Source organism: Sphingobium sp. DN12 (genome assembly GCF_051058005.1).
Taxonomy (GTDB): domain Bacteria; phylum Pseudomonadota; class Alphaproteobacteria; order Sphingomonadales; family Sphingomonadaceae; genus Sphingobium; species Sphingobium yanoikuyae.
On record NZ_CP173717.1, the window covers coordinates 2,944,812 to 2,960,042 of the forward strand.

A 15,231-nucleotide genomic window follows, 5' to 3' on the forward strand; every position below is an offset into this window, starting at 1 on the left:
GGCCACAACGGCCATCCTATTGCGCGTCCAGGATCAGCAGGGCGACACCCTGGCGCGGAAGCGCAAGATCGATGCTGGCCGCGCCACGCGGGCCGGCGACAGCGACCGTCTCCGCCTTCATGACCGACGCGGCCTCCAGCTGCGCATATTGATCCTGATCGGGCGACTGGGGCGAGCCCATCTTCTTCCAGGCGGCAAAGGCATTGGCATGATCGCCATCCACTCGCCACAGTGTCGCCGAGGACGGCGCAGCCTTCAGTCCCTTCAAGCCGATCTTCAGCTGCGCATCCGGCCCGGCGACATCATCGTCATGATAATGCCAGAGTAGCAAGACGACCTTGCCGTCCGCTGTGCGGGTGGCGATCGATCCGATGTCGGCGTCGCCCTGAATCCCCTTCGTCATCGCCTGATCGAGCGGGATCTGTGCGCTGTTGACGGTCGAGAGCTTCGTTTCACCAAGCTGCGCAAACATGCGGAAGACATTGAGAACCGGCAGGTCGACGCCATTGGTGGAAAGCTGCCGATAGCCCGCAAACCAGGGCTGATCCTCGAATTCGAACGACCAGGACAGGACGCCTTCCAGATTGACCTTTCTCCGTTCCGCCAATTCCCAGATGCGCGCGAAGCTGGCGGCGGTGTAGCTCGAATACATGGTGCCATTGCGATAGTCGTTTTGCGGTCCCGGACAGGCCGCGCAGCCTTCGGGATCGCTTTCGCCGATCACCACCGGCTTCCCGGCCAGCGACGGGATCGACAGCACTTTGGTAAAGCCGCGATCCGCTTCCCGCAAATGGGTCGCGATCCCCATGCGGACATGGCCATCGACAAACTCCGGCCGGCCCTTGGCATGGAAGGACAGGAAGTCGGTGGGCGTCCCGGTCTGGCCGGTCACATAATTCTTGCCGGACGACACATGCTTCAGGAAGCCGTCCATGAAAGCGCCGCCAGCGCCCGCGACGTCCGGACCACCGACCCGCGCGGTCGGCAGCGCCCGACGCACCGCGCCAATCGCATAGTCATGCAGCTTGTAGAATTCCTCCGGCGAAGCGGTCCAGTAGAAGGGCGAGTTCGGCTCGTTCCAGACCTCGAAATACCATTTCTCGACCTCGGCCTTGCCGTATTTCTCGATATTGTGGAGCGTCCACTGATAGACCAGTTCCGCCCATTTTTCGTAATCCTTGGGGGGATAGGTCCAGCCCGTCGCGATCAGCTTGTAATCGAACCCGGGCCGCCAGCTATGCTGATAGGGCGTGCCGGCCGGCGCGGATGACATGGCTTCGGGCATGAAGCCGATCTGCAGATAGGGTCGGACGCCGCGAGCCAGATAGGTGTCGATGATGCCGTCGACAACTTTCCAGTCATAGACGGGTTTGCCGTCCCTGGTTTCGATATAGGCGTTGCTGCTGCCCCATTTGAAGGCGGCGGTACCATCGCCGCTGCTCAACAGGTTATGGGCACGGAAATAGACCTCGCCCTTCTTCAGTTCGCCCAGTTCGACCAGCAATTTCCGGCCGTCCTTCATGGTCGCATAATTGGGCTCGTCCGCGCCGAAGAAGCGCCAGATGGGCGGCAGCTTGCCTGCTGGCTTGGCCGCGTCCACGCTGATCGCGACCTGCCGCGCCGGCACTGTCTGGCCATGGGCCAGTTGCGGCAGCGCCAGCAGCACCGACAGGGCGGCGATCACTCGGGAAATGGTCATGGAACATCCTCTCGATATGGACTTGTTCAAAGCTTTGCCCGGAAACCAAGGGCAAAGGTGCGCGTGTAAAGAACCGTGTCGCGCGGATAGAGACTGGGGTCGTTGAAAGAGGTTTGATAGAGATTTTTCAGAATGTTGGTCGCGTCGAATACGACCGTGAACTGGGGATTGATCTCGTAGGACAAAGACAGGTCCAGATTGCTGATCGCACCGTTGGTAATGAAATTGGGATTGACCCCAGTAAAATGCAGGCCAGCATTATATTTGTCGCGCCAGACATAGGAGGCGCGACCGGAAAAGCCGCCCTTCTCATAGATGAGCGTGGCGGTACCGGAATATTTGGACACATTCTGGAAGGGGATGTCCATATAGCCGGTAACGCCAGGCAGCGGCGAGAGCGCCTTGTTGTTGCCATCGATATAGGTGCCGTTGGCACTGATGCCGATGCCGTCCAGCCATTGCGGCAGTCCCTTGGGGAAGAAGGTGAAGCCGCCCTCGATTCCCTGCAGGCGTCCCGAACCGGAATTTTCCGGGCGGGTGATCTGATAGACGCCATTGTCGTCGCCCAGATAATCGATGTCGAAATTGCTGGTAACCGACTGGATGAAGCCCTTGACGTCGCGACGGAAGATCGTGGCGGTGATCGAGCTGGAACGGTCGATATACCATTCGAGCGACAGGTCGTAATTGTCGGAGCGGATCGGTTTCAGATCGGCGTTGCCGCTCGTTCCCCGGCCGAACGGTTGCTGACCGGGTACCGGTGGCGTCAAAGTGAGCGCCGGATTGAGCTGTGCGAAGCTCGGGCGCGTGATCGTCTTGCTGGCAGCGAAGCGCAGGAAGAGATTGTCCTTCAGCTTGTAGCGCAGCGCCAGGCTGGGCAACACATCCGTGCTCTTGTTCCGGATCGTGACGGGTGAGGTGGCGCCGCGCAGAACCAAGAAGGCATTGGATGTGATGTCGGTGCGGATCACGCGCACGCCGACCTGCCCGTCCAGTTGTCCGACCTCGATATTGGCCTGGCCATAGCCGGCCTGGTTTTTCTCCTTGATGTCGAAGTGCTGGGTATCCTGGAAAGCCGGATCACCGGGCGCGAGACCGAATAATTGCCGTAGCGATCCGACATTGTTCAGCAGATAGTCGGTGCCCGGCGTTGCCCATTGCTCCACGAACTTGCCGGTTCCCGTATCGAATCCGCCAGGTGTCACCGTCATCAGCCCCGGCAGGCTGGCCGCCTTGACAGCATAGCATTTGACCGCAACCGCCGGACCGCAATTCACGGTCTGGGTGAAACTGTCCGACTGCGCATCGCGCTGGCTGAGCCGAAGGCCCGTATCCAGCCCGGAAAAGATCAGGAAAGGCGCGCGGTAGGAGAGATCGCCCCGCCAGGCCCATTCCCTGCCGTCGCCGATCGTGCGCGTGGTGGACAGGCGAGACAGATAATAGCGGTCCGGATCGGCAATGTCGTCATTGGGTAGGGAGAAATAGGGGGTGCCCGATCCATCATTGAAGACGGCATCGGTGCGGGACGCGATGAAGTCGACGTCCAGATTATTGCCGACGTCGGTGGCCTTAGACCTTGTGTAGGACAGTTCCGTCGCGGCCTTCCAGTCGTTGACCTCCCAATCCGCACCGATCGCCCCTTGCCAGCGATCCGCCTTGTTTCGGTAGGCCGTGCCGAAATTGGCGACACGCCCGCCGCTGATGCTGAGCGATTCTACCAGCTTGGTATCGCCCACGAATGCGAGCGGCGAGCGCAATGTGCCATTCATCGACGTGAAATTCTGATTGCCGTTGCCGCGTTCGCGATAGCCGTAAAAAAGGCCGTCGGCATGAATGGTCAGGCGATCATCCGGCGCCCATTGCAGCGTGGCATTGACGGCCGGGCGGGTCCGAGTGCCGATCCGGTCGAAGGCACCGATAACGTCGGTCCGAAACACGGCAGGGTCATTTGCGCCGTTACCGCGCGGGTCGAGCGGGACGCCCGGGGTGTAGGGCGCGCGGCTATTGTCGAGATTATAGCCGAAATATCCGCCGCTATAGACCGTGAAGTCGCGATAGCGGGTCTTGTGGTAGGAGACGCTCACCAATGCGCCAATCTCGCCGATGCCGGTCGACCAGCGATTGCTGATGAGCGCGCTGGCATAGGGATCGATCTTATCGGGCTGCTCGCTATAGACTTCGCGTCCGGCCAGCGCAACTTCCAGCCCCTTGAAGTCGAAGGGCCGGCGGGTGCGCACGTTGATGAGCCCGGCAATGCCGCCTTCCAGTTGATCGGCGGAACGCGATTTGTAGACGTCGACGCCGGCAACCAGGTCTGCCGGCACATCGGCCAGCGACAGGGAACGGCCGGTGGTACTGAAGATGTTGCGGCCGTTGACCAATGTCACGACGTCGGGAAGGCCACGGATCAGCACGGTCGCGGATTCGCCGCGCGCGCGGGGCGAAACCTGGATGCCGGGCACGCGCTGAAGCGCCTCGACCACATTGTTGTCGGGTAGCTTGCCGATATCCTCGGCAACGACAGAATCCACCAACTGCTGCGCATTGCGCTTGATGTTTTGCGCCGACGAAAGGCTGGCTCGCATGCCGGTGACGATGATGTCGACATCGCTCACGCCCGTCCCGCTCGCCTCCGCATCACCCTGTGCCACGGCCTCTTGCGCCGCCAGCAACGCGACCAATGAGATGGACAGCTTCATAGCGCCTTTTATCACAGCAATCCCTCCGAGTCATTTTTATTTCTCATACTAGACTATGCGAATTAAACGTGGTTTCAAGCGATACTTTGACGGAGTAATAGGGATATGTCGAAAATTCTCCATTTTTCCTCATACCAGTTCTGGCAAATGTCGGATCAGGCTTGACGATCGCAGCCGCAAATCGGACGAGAACCTATGACGCAAGCAGATGAGCACCCACTATCCCGCCCCGCCAGCCAGCCCCAGCGCGCCGTGCACGACAGGATCGCGCATGACCTGGGCATCGCCATCGTGGGCGGCCGCTATCAGCCGGGAGACATATTGCCAGGCGAGGAGCGCTATAGCGCCGAACAGGGCATCTCGCGGACCGCCTATCGTGAGGCGGTCCGCGTCCTGTCAGCCAAGGGGCTGGTCCATAGCCGGACGAAGAGCGGCACGCGCATCAACGACCGGCTTCGCTGGAACATGCTGGACCTGGACGTTCTTGCATGGATGTTCGAAGCCGGACCCACGCCCGAGTTTCTCCGCGACATCTTCGAATTGCGTATCGTGGTGGAGCCGGCCGCAGCCCAGTTTGCAGCGCTGCGCCGTGATACGCAGGACATTTCACGCATGGGTCATGCGCTCGAGGAAATGCGGCGCTGCGGACTCCAGACGATGGAGGGACGCGCAGCCGACCAGAATTTTCACCGCCAGATCCTGCTCGCAACCCGCAATGAATCCCTCATCACGCTCGCGACATCGGTCACGGCGGTAGTTGCCTGGACCACGCGCTTTGCGCGCGATGAGCGCCAGGAGTCGCGCGATCCGATGCCCGACCATGACGCCGTTTTCGACGCGATCATGCGAGGAGACGGTGAGGATGCACGTTCGAAAATGCTGCTGCTGATCGGCAATGCATCGAGCGATGCCGGCATGCTTTGAACGAGAAAAACTATTTCTCATACCAGATATTGCAGTATCCGGCAGCAGACCGAACGGAACAACCCGCGCCGTTCACCCCACCTGACACAGCGCTTGCGCTTCGAGCGCGCCCTGCCCGTTCCATAGCCGAGTGCCCGACATGAGCTGCCCCAGATCGCTTCCCGCGGGCCGCTGGAACAGGCGCAGCCCGAATTCGGGCAGGATCGCGATCAGATGGTCGAAAATATCGGCCTGTATGCCTTCATATTCGGCCCAGACAATGGTGTTGGCGAAGGCGTAGATTTCCAGCGGCAGTCCATGTTCGCTGGGCGCCAGTTGGCGCACCAACAGGGTCTGGTCGGGGCGGATATTGGGATTCGCGCGTAGATAGGCCAGCACATAGGCGCGAAAGGTGCCGATATTGGTCAGCCGCCGGCTATCCAGCCTGTTGTCCGCCGCATGGTCCACATTCCAGCGGGACAGATCGTCCTGCTTGTCGTGCAGATAGGTCCGGAGCAGGCCGAAGCGCGCGACGACGGCACCAATATGCGCGGCCTCGACCCGGAACGGCAGATGATCGATAAGTCGCAGCAACAGGGTCAGGACGATACGCTTGGCCACCCAGTTGGCCGCCCAGGCGAATGCGCCAAGCAGCAGCAATCCCGTCACGGCCTGCAACCAGACATTCTCGACATAGCCGCGGGTCAGGATCTGGAGGCTGTCCGACGCGATATAGAGCTGGCTGATCATGCTGCACGCTCCCGTCCGAACGGATCGTCGCGGAGCGACCGGCCTGCCGTTTCCGGCATGAAGCGCAGCGCAATCAGGCCGATGATGCAGGCCGCCATCATGTAGAAGGCCGGCATGAGTTCATTGCCGGTCGCGCCGATCAGCGCACTGCCGATCGCCGGCGCGGTGCCGCCGAACAGCGAGGTCGACAGATTATAGGCGATCGCGAAACCGGCGAAACGCGCGATGGTGGGGAACAGCGCCGGGAAGGTCGCCGAAATCGTCGCCAGTTGCGGCACATAGAGCAGGCCGAGCAGGACAAAGCCGATGATCGCGCCGGCCAGCCCCGTCGCCATCAGCATGTAGAGCGGGACCACCGCGACCAGCAGACCAATGAGCGACAGCCGCCACATCGGACGCCGGCCCACCCGATCGGACATATGGCCGGCGATCGGCAGGAAGACCATCATGAAGAGCATGCCGATGATCGGCACCACCAGCGCCTCGTCCGGGGACAGGCCGATGCGGCGCTGCAAATAGGTCGGCATGTAGCTGAGCAGCGTATAATTGACGACGTTGAGCGCCACGACCAGCCCGCCCACGACCAGCATCGGCCGCTTATGATCACGCAGCAGCCGGGAAAGGGACGGCGATCCGCTGCCTTCGGCCGCCTGCTCGCGGAAGACCGGCGTGTCCTCCATCCGCGACCGCAGATACATGCCGATGAGGCCCATGGGCGCGGCCACCAGGAAGGGAATGCGCCAGCCCCAGGCATGCATGACCGCGTCCCCCAGCAGCAGCGAAAAGCCCAGCATCAGCGCCGCGCCGAAGGAGAAGCCGGCGAGCGTGCCGAACTCCAGGAAGCTGCCATAGAAGCCGCGTCGGGCGTCGGGCGCATATTCGGCCATGAAGGTCGCGGCGCCGCCATATTCGCCGCCAGTCGAAAAACCCTGCACCATGCGCAGGATGATGAGCAGCGCGGGCGCCGCCCAGCCAATCTGCGCGTAGGAGGGGATGAGGCCGACGGCCAGCGTCGCGCCCGACATCAGCAAGATGGTCAGCGCGAGCACCGACTTGCGCCCCAGCCGGTCACCCAGCGGTCCCCAGAACAGGCCACCCAATGGCCGGACGAGGAAGGAAATGGCGAAGGTCGCCAGCGCGAACAGAATGGCATCGTCCACCGCGCCGGGAAAGAGCGCGGCGGAAATATAGGTCACGCCATAGGCATAGATGCCATAGTCGAACCATTCGGTGGCATTGCCCAGCGCCGACGCGGCGATGGCCCGGCGCAAGGTGGCCTTGTCGGCCTGCATCGGGGCAGCAGCGGTGGCAGGAACGGCGGAAGCGGTCATTCGGTCAGTCCGTCTACAGTATTGGGATCGAGCAGCGAGGCCACCGGCGTGGTGCGCGGCACGATCTGGAAGTCCTGCTGTTCGGGCACCGGCACGGGCGGGGTCGCCGTCTGGCGCCAGAGGCCGAAGGCCAGCGTCGCGCCGGCACACAGGGCAATGAAGAGAAAGAGGCCGCTCGTCGGCGCCAGGCTCATCAGCAGCGCAGCGCCGAGCGGACCGATCGCCGCGCCAACCGAATAGAGCAGCACCAGCCGCCCGCTCGCCGCGACCCGCTCGGTCGCCAGCAGCCGGTCGTTGCAGTGCGCGACGCAGAGCGGATAGAGGGCGAAGCTGAGGCCGCCGAACAGGGCGCCAAGCGCCAGCAGCCACGGGCCGCCCGACACCAGCATCGCCAGCGCCGTGCAGACAGCCAGCGTCGCGGCAAAGCAGCCGACGATCACCCGCCGCCGGTCGAGCCGGTCCGACAGGCGCCCCAGCGGCCATTGCAGCGCGACGCCGCCCAGGATGACGATCATCATGAAACTGGCGGTCGCGCCAAGGTCCAGCCCCAGCCGGCGCACATGCACCGCCGCCATGCCATAGAAGGCGCCCAGCATCAGCCCGGTCGCGACCGAGCCGACCGTGCCGAGCGGTGAGGCGGCATAGAGGGCGCGGATGGTGAAGGCCTGCGCATCGACCGGCGCGGGGGCGCTGCTGCGCGTCAGGCAGAGCGGGATGATGGCCAGGGAAATGAGGATGGAGGCGATCTGGAATGGCACCGCCGGCAGGGCACCGCTGGCGCCCAGCAGCAATTGCCCGACCGCCTGCCCCGAATAAAGGGCGACCATATAGGCGGCGAGCACGCTGCCGCGCGTTTCCGCCTCCGCCCGGTCGTTGAGCCAGCTTTCCAGACAGATGAACACGCCCGCGACGCAGATGCCGTCGATCAGGCGCAGGCAGGCCCAGAAGAGCGGATATTGGACCAGTGCATAGGCCAGCGTGCTGGCCGACAGCAGCGAGACGAAGGCGGCGAAGGCGCGGATATGCCCAACCTGCCGCACGATCGCCCCGGCGCGCAGCGCGCCGACCACGAGCCCGCCGAAATAGGCGGTGGCGACCGCACCGATCGCCATCGTGCCTGCCCCCGCCCGCTCCAGCCGCAGGCCGATCAGCGTGGACAGGAAGCCGCTGCCCGCCATCAGCATGAAGATGGCGAGCAGCAGGCTGCGGACGGGGTGAATCGCGGCGAACATGGAGGATGACCGGGGGCGGATCAGGCCGCGCGCCGATCCTCCGCCGGTTCCGCCCCGTCCTCCACCAGGGCGCGGTGCAGCGCGCCCACGGCGGTTTCATAATGATCAACATCGACGATGAACTGGACGTCGACATTGCGGATCTGGTGCTGCATCGCGACGATCGGCACATGGGCATCGGCCAGCGCCCGAAGGGCATCGGGCACCAGCCCCGGCCGCGCGATGTCGCTGCCGATGACCGACACGATCGCCACCGGCTGGGCCGATATGGCAGCGTCGGGATAGCGCGCCTGCAAATCCGCGATCACCCGCTTCACCGTCGCCGCATCGGCGGACAGATAATGGGTGATGGTGTTGGCGTTCGACGCCTTGCTGACGATCCAGGCGCCATGGCGGGCCAGCGCGTCCAATATCGCCGCGTCATAGCCTTTCACGCCGACCATATCCTGCTCGAAGAACTGAAGCGCCTGCGCTTGGCGCACGCCGGTGACGATCTCGACGCGCGGCGTGTCGGAGACATAGGCGCCGCAGATCAGCGTCCCGCCATCTTCCCGGTCGAAGGTGTTGCGCACCCGCAGCGGAATGTCGGTCTGGCGCAGCCCCCTGCCCGCGCCGGGATGGATCGCCTCCATCCCCAGATTGGCAAGCTGGTCCGCCACGTCATAGTTGGTCCTGCCGATCTTGCGCGCCTTGTCCGTGCCGACCAGGCGCGGGTCCGCACTCGACAGGTGAAACTCCTTGTGGATGATCGCCTCGCGCGCCTTCGTCAGCACGGCGATGCGCGAAAAGGTCATTTCCGAATAGCCACGGGCATAGAGGCGCACCATGCCCTCGCTGCATCCGGCATAGCCGGTGACGATCGGCAGGGTGGTTGCCAGATCGATCGGCGCAAAGGCTTGGCCGATCCGATCGTCCAGTTCGCGCATGTCCTGCTGGTCCCACAGGGTCAGGTCGACAAACTGCGCATTGACGCCCCGGTCGCGCAGCAGCAGCGCGGTCGAATGCGCGCTATGCGCTTCGCCCAGACCCGCCAGCAGTTCGCGCACCGTCACCAGTTGTTCCTTGACGCAGAAGCGACCATGACTGCGCAGCCGCGCCAGATCGTCAAGACAGGCGGCGACCGCATCGATCCGCATGTCGACAAAGGCATTGGCCTCCGCCAGCCGGTCGGCGCGGACGAACATCGTCGCATTGCGCTCCTGCATGGCGCGGCGCACCGCCTCCATCGCCTGGCGCCAGCCGTCCGCATCCTCGTCCGCCACGAAACGGGCATAGACACCCGGTTCGCCGCTTTTCTTGTGCTCCAGCAGCAGGTCGGTCATGCCCGCATAGGCCGACACGACGAAGATGCGATGATAGAGGTCCGCGCCCTTGCGGCCGGCGATCAGCACATTGTCGAACAATGTCGCGGTCGCGGCCATGGAGGTTCCGCCGATCTTCTCGACGCTATGCAGGCTACTCATGCCAGCGCCTCCTGCATCAGGGGGCCGGTGATGGGCGTGATGACCGGCGGTTCGCCGCGCGCGGCGATGAAGGCAGGGCGCGGCCGGTCGACACCAAAGGGCGCCTCCAGCCGGTTGGACACCGCATTATAGACCAGGAAGGCATTGGCGCGCGGGAAAGGCGTGATGTTGCCGTTCGACCCGTGCATGATGTTGCAGTCGAAGATCACCACCGATCCGGGCTTGCCGGTCGGCGCGACAATGCCATGATGATGCGCCAACTCGGCCAGGCTGTCCTCGTCGGGAACGCCATATTCCTGGCGCTTGAGCGACTGGCGATAATGGTCTTCCGGCGTCTCGCCGACGCAGGTCAGATACTGGCGATGCGATCCGGGGATCAGCATCAGCGGACCGTTATGCGGCGTGTTTTCGGCCAGCAGCACCGACATGGACAGCGCGCGCATGCGCGGCATGCCATCCTCCACATGCCAGGTCTCGAAATCGCTGTGCCAGTAGAATTCCTTGCCCTGGAAACCGGGCTTATAGTTGAGCCGCGACTGGTGGATATAGACATCGTCACCCAGCAGGAAGCGGGCCACGCCGGCCAGGCGGCTGTCCGCCGCCAGCCGCTCGATCACCCGGCTCTGGGCATGGATGCGGAAGATGGAACGGACTTCCTTGCCGCCCGGTTCGGTGATGACCGTTTCGCCTTCCAGCGCATCGGGATCGGCCAGCAGCTTGCGGGCCTCGTGCTGGAGGAAGGCGACTTCCGCGTCTGAGAAAATGTCTTCCAGCACCAGATAGCCGTCGCGCTCGAAGGCATCGGCCTGGTCGCGGCTGATCGGCGCGCCAGCGCTCCAGTCGGCATGGACGACCGGATCGTGGCGCGGCAAGAATTCCGCCATGTCGGCATGGCGGGACGGGTAGAGGTCTTTCATGGGACTCCCCCTTTTTCAATCTAAGGTAAGAAAGGCGTGGCTGGCTCGGGCAGCCCCAAGCCAGAGCTTGATCCGTTCATACTGAATCGGATCAAGCTCCAATTTTCGTTGTTGTCCGCATTTCCGAGTCAGCAGATGTGGCTATCTGCTTTGAAAATGCTGGAGCGTCACGCATCAGTCGGCCAGCGCAGGTTCGCGCGCGGCGCTGGTATCGGCGGGATAGGCGCCATTCTCGTCATGCACTTCCTTGCCAGTGACCGGCGGATTGAAGGTGCAGGCGCACAATATATCGGTTTCCGGCCGCACGATATGCTGGTCATGGGCGTTGAGCGCATACATGACGCCGGGCGCCAGCTGATGGGTGATGCCGGTGCCCAGATCTTCGATCGTGCCCGTGCCCTTGAGCACCAGCACCGCCTCCAGATGGTTCTGGTAGTGCATGTGCAATTCCTCGCCCGCGTACATGGTGGTGACGTGGAAGGAAAAGCCCATATTGTCGTCCTTCAGCAGAAGGCGGGCACTTTCCCAGCCCTTGGACTTCACATTGCGGTCGGACTTGCGGATGTCCTGAAGCTTGCGAACGATCATGTCTGAAATCTCCTCTTATTCTGCGGCGACGCCATAGGTGACGGTCAGCGCGGACCGGATGCTCTCCTCGAGAATGTCGAGCCCGGCCGACAGCACGGCGTCCTCGATCACGAGGGGCGCCAATATCTTGACGATCTCGTCATGCGCGCCGCTGGTTTCGATGACGAGCCCCTGCGCAAAGCAGGCGGCGGTGATGGCCTGAGCGACTTCGCCCGATCCGACGTCGATGCCGCGCATCATGCTGCGGCCGCGCGTCGACAGGCCATGTTCGGCCGCCATCGCGTCCAGCCGCCGTTCCAGCAGCGCGCCGCGACGGGCGATATCCTGTTCGAACTGCGCATCGCCCCAGAAATGGCGCAGCGCGGCGGTGGCGGTGACGAAGGCATGGTTATTGCCCCGGAAGGTGCCATTATGTTCGCCCGGCGCCCATTGATCCAGTTCCGGTCGGAACAGGGTTAGTGCGAAGGGCAGGCCCATGCCCGACAGCGACTTCGCCATGGTGACGATGTCGGGGGTGAAGCCCATGCCTTCGAAGCTGAAGAAATTGCCGGTGCGGCCACAACCGGCCTGGATATCGTCGACGATCATCAGCGCGCCGTGGCGCCTGGCGATCTCGGCGATCCGGCGCAGCCATTGCGGCGAGGCGGCATTGAGGCCACCTTCCCCCTGCACTGTCTCCACCAGGATGGCGGCCGGCGCGTCGAGGCCGCTCGACGGATCGGACAGGCGCCGTTCCAGCAGGGCGGCGGTATCGACATCGGGACCATGATAGCCGTCATAGGGTTCATGGGCGACATGGCTCAGCGGCACGCCCGCGCCGCCGCGCTTGGCGGCATTGCCGGTGCAGGCGAGCGCGCCCAGCGTCATGCCGTGAAAGCCGTTGGTGAAGGCGATCACCAGTTCGCGACCGGTGATCTTGCGCGCCAGCTTGATCGCGGCCTCGACCGCATTGGTGCCGGTCGGCCCGGTGAACATGGCGCGATAATCAAGCCCGCGGGGACGCAGGATCACATCCTCCAGCGTGGCAAGGAAGTCGGCCTTGGCATCGGTGTGCAGGTCGAGGCCATGGGTGATACCGTCGCCGGCGATATAGTCGACCAGCGCGGCCTTCAGGACCGGGTGATTGTGGCCATAATTGAGCGTGGAGCAACCCGACAGGAAGTCGAGATAGCGGCCGCCCTGATTGTCGTGCATCCACACGCCTTCCGCGCGGTTGAACTGGCGCGGCATGGCGCGGGCATAGCTGCGCACGGCGGACTCGCGTCGCTCATAAATGGCCGTGTCGGGCATGGCGCTGGTGGGTTTGGGCTGGGTCGTGACGGTCATGGTTTCAATCTCTCTCAACTCTGTGCCGGGGTCGGCAGCGGGCCGATGCGCGCCTGCCATTCGGTGGCGTGGGCGCCGGCAAAATGGGCCTGTTCTTCAAAGCGGGCGGTCTTTTCGATCCGAACGCCCCAACGCCGCGCCAGCCCTTGGAACAAGGCCCAGGAGGCGCGATTATCGTCGGTGATGGTCGTCGTCAGATGGGTGACGCCGGCCTGCTCGGGCCGGGCCAGCAGCGCCTCGATCATGCGCCCGGCAAGGCGCTGGCCACGCGCGGCGGACGACACCGCGACCTGCCACACGAAGAAATTGTCGGGCGCTGCCGGCGGGCGATAGCCCGACACCCAGCCGACCACCGCACCGCCGCGCTCGGCGACGATGCAGCTGCCGGCAAAGTCCGTGCATTGCAGCAGGTTGCAATAGGCCGAATTGGGATCAAGCGGCGGACAGGCCGCAATCAATCCGCTGATGGCTGGCCCGTCCGTGGCGACGGGCTTGCGTAAGACGATGTCCTGCCCCTCGCCCGATCGAGAGCGCGCAGAAGCCCGTGGCGGCGAAGCAGCCGCTGTAGCTTGGGAATCGAAGATTGTTCATCTCCCGAATTATATTTTACTCGGAGAAGCAGATTCTCCGGCGAGACGGGCGGTCATATGCCGATTATCGGCGCCACCTTCAACCCCAAAGTCGAAATTATATTTCATGTGATGAAGTATATGATGAGGAACTTTTGGCCCCGTTGGCGCTTTGCGGGACTTCGCGCTATGCGCCTTCCCATGGATTCCGAAATTGCCTCCCTGACCCTGCGCGCGCTGCGCCGCGTCCTGCGCGCGACCGAAATCGGCAGCCGTCAGCTGGCGACGACGACCGGGCTCACCCCCTCACAATTGCTGGTGCTACGGGAAATCGACACGCGCCTGTCCGTCACCCCCTCCGCCGTGGCGCAGGCGTTGCAATTCAGCCAGGCGACGATCACCGCGATCGTCGACCGGCTGGTCGCGCTCGGCTTCGTCCAGCGCCAACGCGGCGAACGTGACAAGCGCCAGATCCACCTGACCCTGCTGCCCGCCGGCCGTGAAGCCCTGGCCGACGCCCCCGACCCGCTGCAGAAGCGCTTCACCGATCGCTTCGATGCCCTGCCTACCTGGGAACAGGCCATGATCCTTGCCGCGACGGAAAGGCTGGCGATGCTGATGGACGCAGATTCGATCGATGCCGCACCGCTGCTCGACAGCGGCCGGATCGACCGGTCCGAGCCGCTTTGACGCCCCACTGCGCTCCGCCGTCAGCGTCTCCCCCTTCATGGACTATGCATAGATTCCCTATTCGACGCATCGTCTGCCCTTCGGCCGCCAGTCAGGAATCGCTGTCAGTTGCCGCTTCGATCCGTTAGGAGGGCGCGATGAACGGAGTTATTTGCATGTTGCGCCATTCCGGCCGCCCCCTCCTGATTGCAGGATCGATGGCCATCGGCACTGCTGCGCCTGCGCAGCAGGCCGCGCATGGCTCGCTGCTGGTCGGCGCGGTGGTCGTGCAGCCCTGCCGCATTTCCAGCGACCAGGCTGCTGTAAATTGCGGACAATATCATTATCGCATGGTGAAATCGTCCAGCGACAACGGAACAGTCGTCTCCCTTCGCAGCGGCAATATGGATCACAGCCGGCAGGACGACATCCTGTCCTATGAATTCTGACGGATCGCTCCGTTATCTTGCGACGAACGCGATTTACGCAAAATATTGGTAAAGCCGCCTTTTGCCCAAAAGCGCGTTATTAACCGACATTGACGATACTCCCTCCATCAAAGCTTGAGGTGTTGGAGGACACATGTTTCGTTTCAAACTGGCCGCATCCCTCGCAGCCGCGGCCCTGCTGACGGGTCTTGCAGGCACGGCCCAGGCAGCCACCACCACCACGACCTTCCCGGTTACCGCAACCGTGATCAAGGCCTGCGTCGTGTCGGCGACGGCGCTGGCGTTCGGCAATTATGACCCGACCGCAACCGCGCCGACCGACGCCACCTCCACCCTGTCGGTTCTCTGCACGGTCGGCACCACCTACACGGTCGGCCTGACCGCGGGCACGGCATCGGGGGCGACCGTGACCACGCGCAAGATGTCGAGCGGAAGCAATCTGCTGAGCTATGCGCTGTATCAGGATTCGGCGCATACGACGAACTGGGGCAACACGCCTGCAACCGACACCGCCGCCGCGACGGCCCCGGTCGGCACCAATGCCCTGACCGTCTATGGCCGGATCACGGCCGGCCAGAATGTCCCGATCGGTTCCTATAGCGACACCATCACCGTCAACGTCGTCTATTGATCGAT

Annotated in this window: 14 protein-coding genes; 4 read left to right on the forward strand and 10 right to left on the reverse strand. The window is 63.4% G+C overall.

The window, feature by feature from the left end; translation table 11 throughout:
- Nucleotides 1-16 precede the first annotated feature (16 nt).
- Together ACI6S0_RS14015 and ACI6S0_RS14020 are read right to left on the reverse strand one after the other, a co-directional pair.
- On the reverse strand, nucleotides 17-1,699 hold the full coding sequence (locus ACI6S0_RS14015; RefSeq protein ID WP_434403417.1) for a GH39 family glycosyl hydrolase: 1,683 nt from the start codon (nucleotides 1,697-1,699) through the stop codon (nucleotides 17-19).
- A 26-nt stretch (nucleotides 1,700-1,725) separates the two neighbouring features.
- A complete protein-coding gene (locus ACI6S0_RS14020) occupies nucleotides 1,726-4,398 on the reverse strand; it encodes a TonB-dependent receptor (RefSeq protein ID WP_434403418.1) in 2,673 nt (890 codons plus the stop codon).
- Between the two features lie 195 nt (nucleotides 4,399-4,593).
- Between ACI6S0_RS14020 and ACI6S0_RS14025 the strand changes: the two genes are divergently transcribed.
- On the forward strand, nucleotides 4,594-5,322 hold the full coding sequence (locus tag ACI6S0_RS14025; protein WP_017498927.1) for a FadR/GntR family transcriptional regulator: 729 nt from the start codon (nucleotides 4,594-4,596) through the stop codon (nucleotides 5,320-5,322).
- 72 nt (nucleotides 5,323-5,394) lie between these two features.
- Here ACI6S0_RS14025 and ACI6S0_RS14030 read toward each other — a convergent pair whose 3' ends face one another.
- The 8 genes from ACI6S0_RS14030 to ectA all read right to left on the reverse strand — a co-directional run bounded on the left by ACI6S0_RS14030 (nucleotide 5,395) and on the right by ectA (nucleotide 13,414).
- Nucleotides 5,395-6,051, reverse strand: coding sequence for a hypothetical protein (locus ACI6S0_RS14030; protein ID WP_434403419.1), 657 nt, complete (start codon nucleotides 6,049-6,051; stop codon nucleotides 5,395-5,397).
- Nucleotides 6,048-7,382 (reverse strand): MFS transporter, encoded by a 1,335-nt coding sequence (locus ACI6S0_RS14035; RefSeq protein WP_434403420.1) that lies wholly within the window; start codon nucleotides 7,380-7,382, stop codon nucleotides 6,048-6,050. Before ACI6S0_RS14035 ends, ACI6S0_RS14030 begins: the two co-directional genes overlap by 4 nt.
- Nucleotides 7,379-8,614 (reverse strand): MFS transporter, encoded by a 1,236-nt coding sequence (locus ACI6S0_RS14040; RefSeq protein ID WP_434403422.1) that lies wholly within the window; start codon nucleotides 8,612-8,614, stop codon nucleotides 7,379-7,381. The genes ACI6S0_RS14035 and ACI6S0_RS14040 overlap by 4 nt, the downstream gene beginning before the upstream one ends.
- A gap of 20 nt (nucleotides 8,615-8,634) precedes the next feature.
- A complete protein-coding gene (locus tag ACI6S0_RS14045; RefSeq protein WP_270091247.1) occupies nucleotides 8,635-10,077 on the reverse strand; it encodes an aspartate kinase in 1,443 nt (480 codons plus the stop codon).
- On the reverse strand, nucleotides 10,074-10,994 hold the full coding sequence (thpD, locus tag ACI6S0_RS14050) for an ectoine hydroxylase (RefSeq protein WP_434403423.1): 921 nt from the start codon (nucleotides 10,992-10,994) through the stop codon (nucleotides 10,074-10,076). Before thpD ends, ACI6S0_RS14045 begins: the two co-directional genes overlap by 4 nt.
- Before the next feature lie 174 nt (nucleotides 10,995-11,168).
- The gene (locus ACI6S0_RS14055; protein WP_007712251.1) at nucleotides 11,169-11,582 is read right to left on the reverse strand and encodes an ectoine synthase; all 414 of its coding nucleotides are present in this window, start codon (nucleotides 11,580-11,582) and stop codon (nucleotides 11,169-11,171) included.
- A gap of 15 nt (nucleotides 11,583-11,597) precedes the next feature.
- Entirely contained in the window at nucleotides 11,598-12,908 is a 1,311-nt protein-coding gene (ectB, locus tag ACI6S0_RS14060; RefSeq protein ID WP_434403424.1) for a diaminobutyrate--2-oxoglutarate transaminase, read from the reverse strand.
- Between the two features lie 14 nt (nucleotides 12,909-12,922).
- Nucleotides 12,923-13,414, reverse strand: a complete 492-nt coding sequence (ectA, locus tag ACI6S0_RS14065; RefSeq protein WP_434405950.1) for a diaminobutyrate acetyltransferase — start codon at nucleotides 13,412-13,414, stop codon at nucleotides 12,923-12,925.
- Nucleotides 13,415-13,678: 264 nt separating this feature from the next.
- Here ectA and ACI6S0_RS14070 point away from each other — a divergent pair, with 264 nt between their 5' ends.
- The 3 genes from ACI6S0_RS14070 (at nucleotide 13,679) to ACI6S0_RS14080 (ending at nucleotide 15,226) form a co-directional block, all read left to right on the forward strand.
- Complete coding sequence (locus tag ACI6S0_RS14070; RefSeq protein ID WP_279727874.1) at nucleotides 13,679-14,167, forward strand: MarR family winged helix-turn-helix transcriptional regulator; 489 nt, start codon at nucleotides 13,679-13,681, stop codon at nucleotides 14,165-14,167.
- A 155-nt stretch (nucleotides 14,168-14,322) separates the two neighbouring features.
- Nucleotides 14,323-14,595: a hypothetical protein gene (locus tag ACI6S0_RS14075; RefSeq protein WP_434403425.1), complete on the forward strand. Its 273-nt coding sequence runs from the start codon at nucleotides 14,323-14,325 to the stop codon at nucleotides 14,593-14,595.
- Between the two features lie 133 nt (nucleotides 14,596-14,728).
- The gene (locus ACI6S0_RS14080; protein WP_279727876.1) at nucleotides 14,729-15,226 is read left to right on the forward strand and encodes a Csu type fimbrial protein; all 498 of its coding nucleotides are present in this window, start codon (nucleotides 14,729-14,731) and stop codon (nucleotides 15,224-15,226) included.
- Nucleotides 15,227-15,231: the final 5 nt, after the last annotated feature.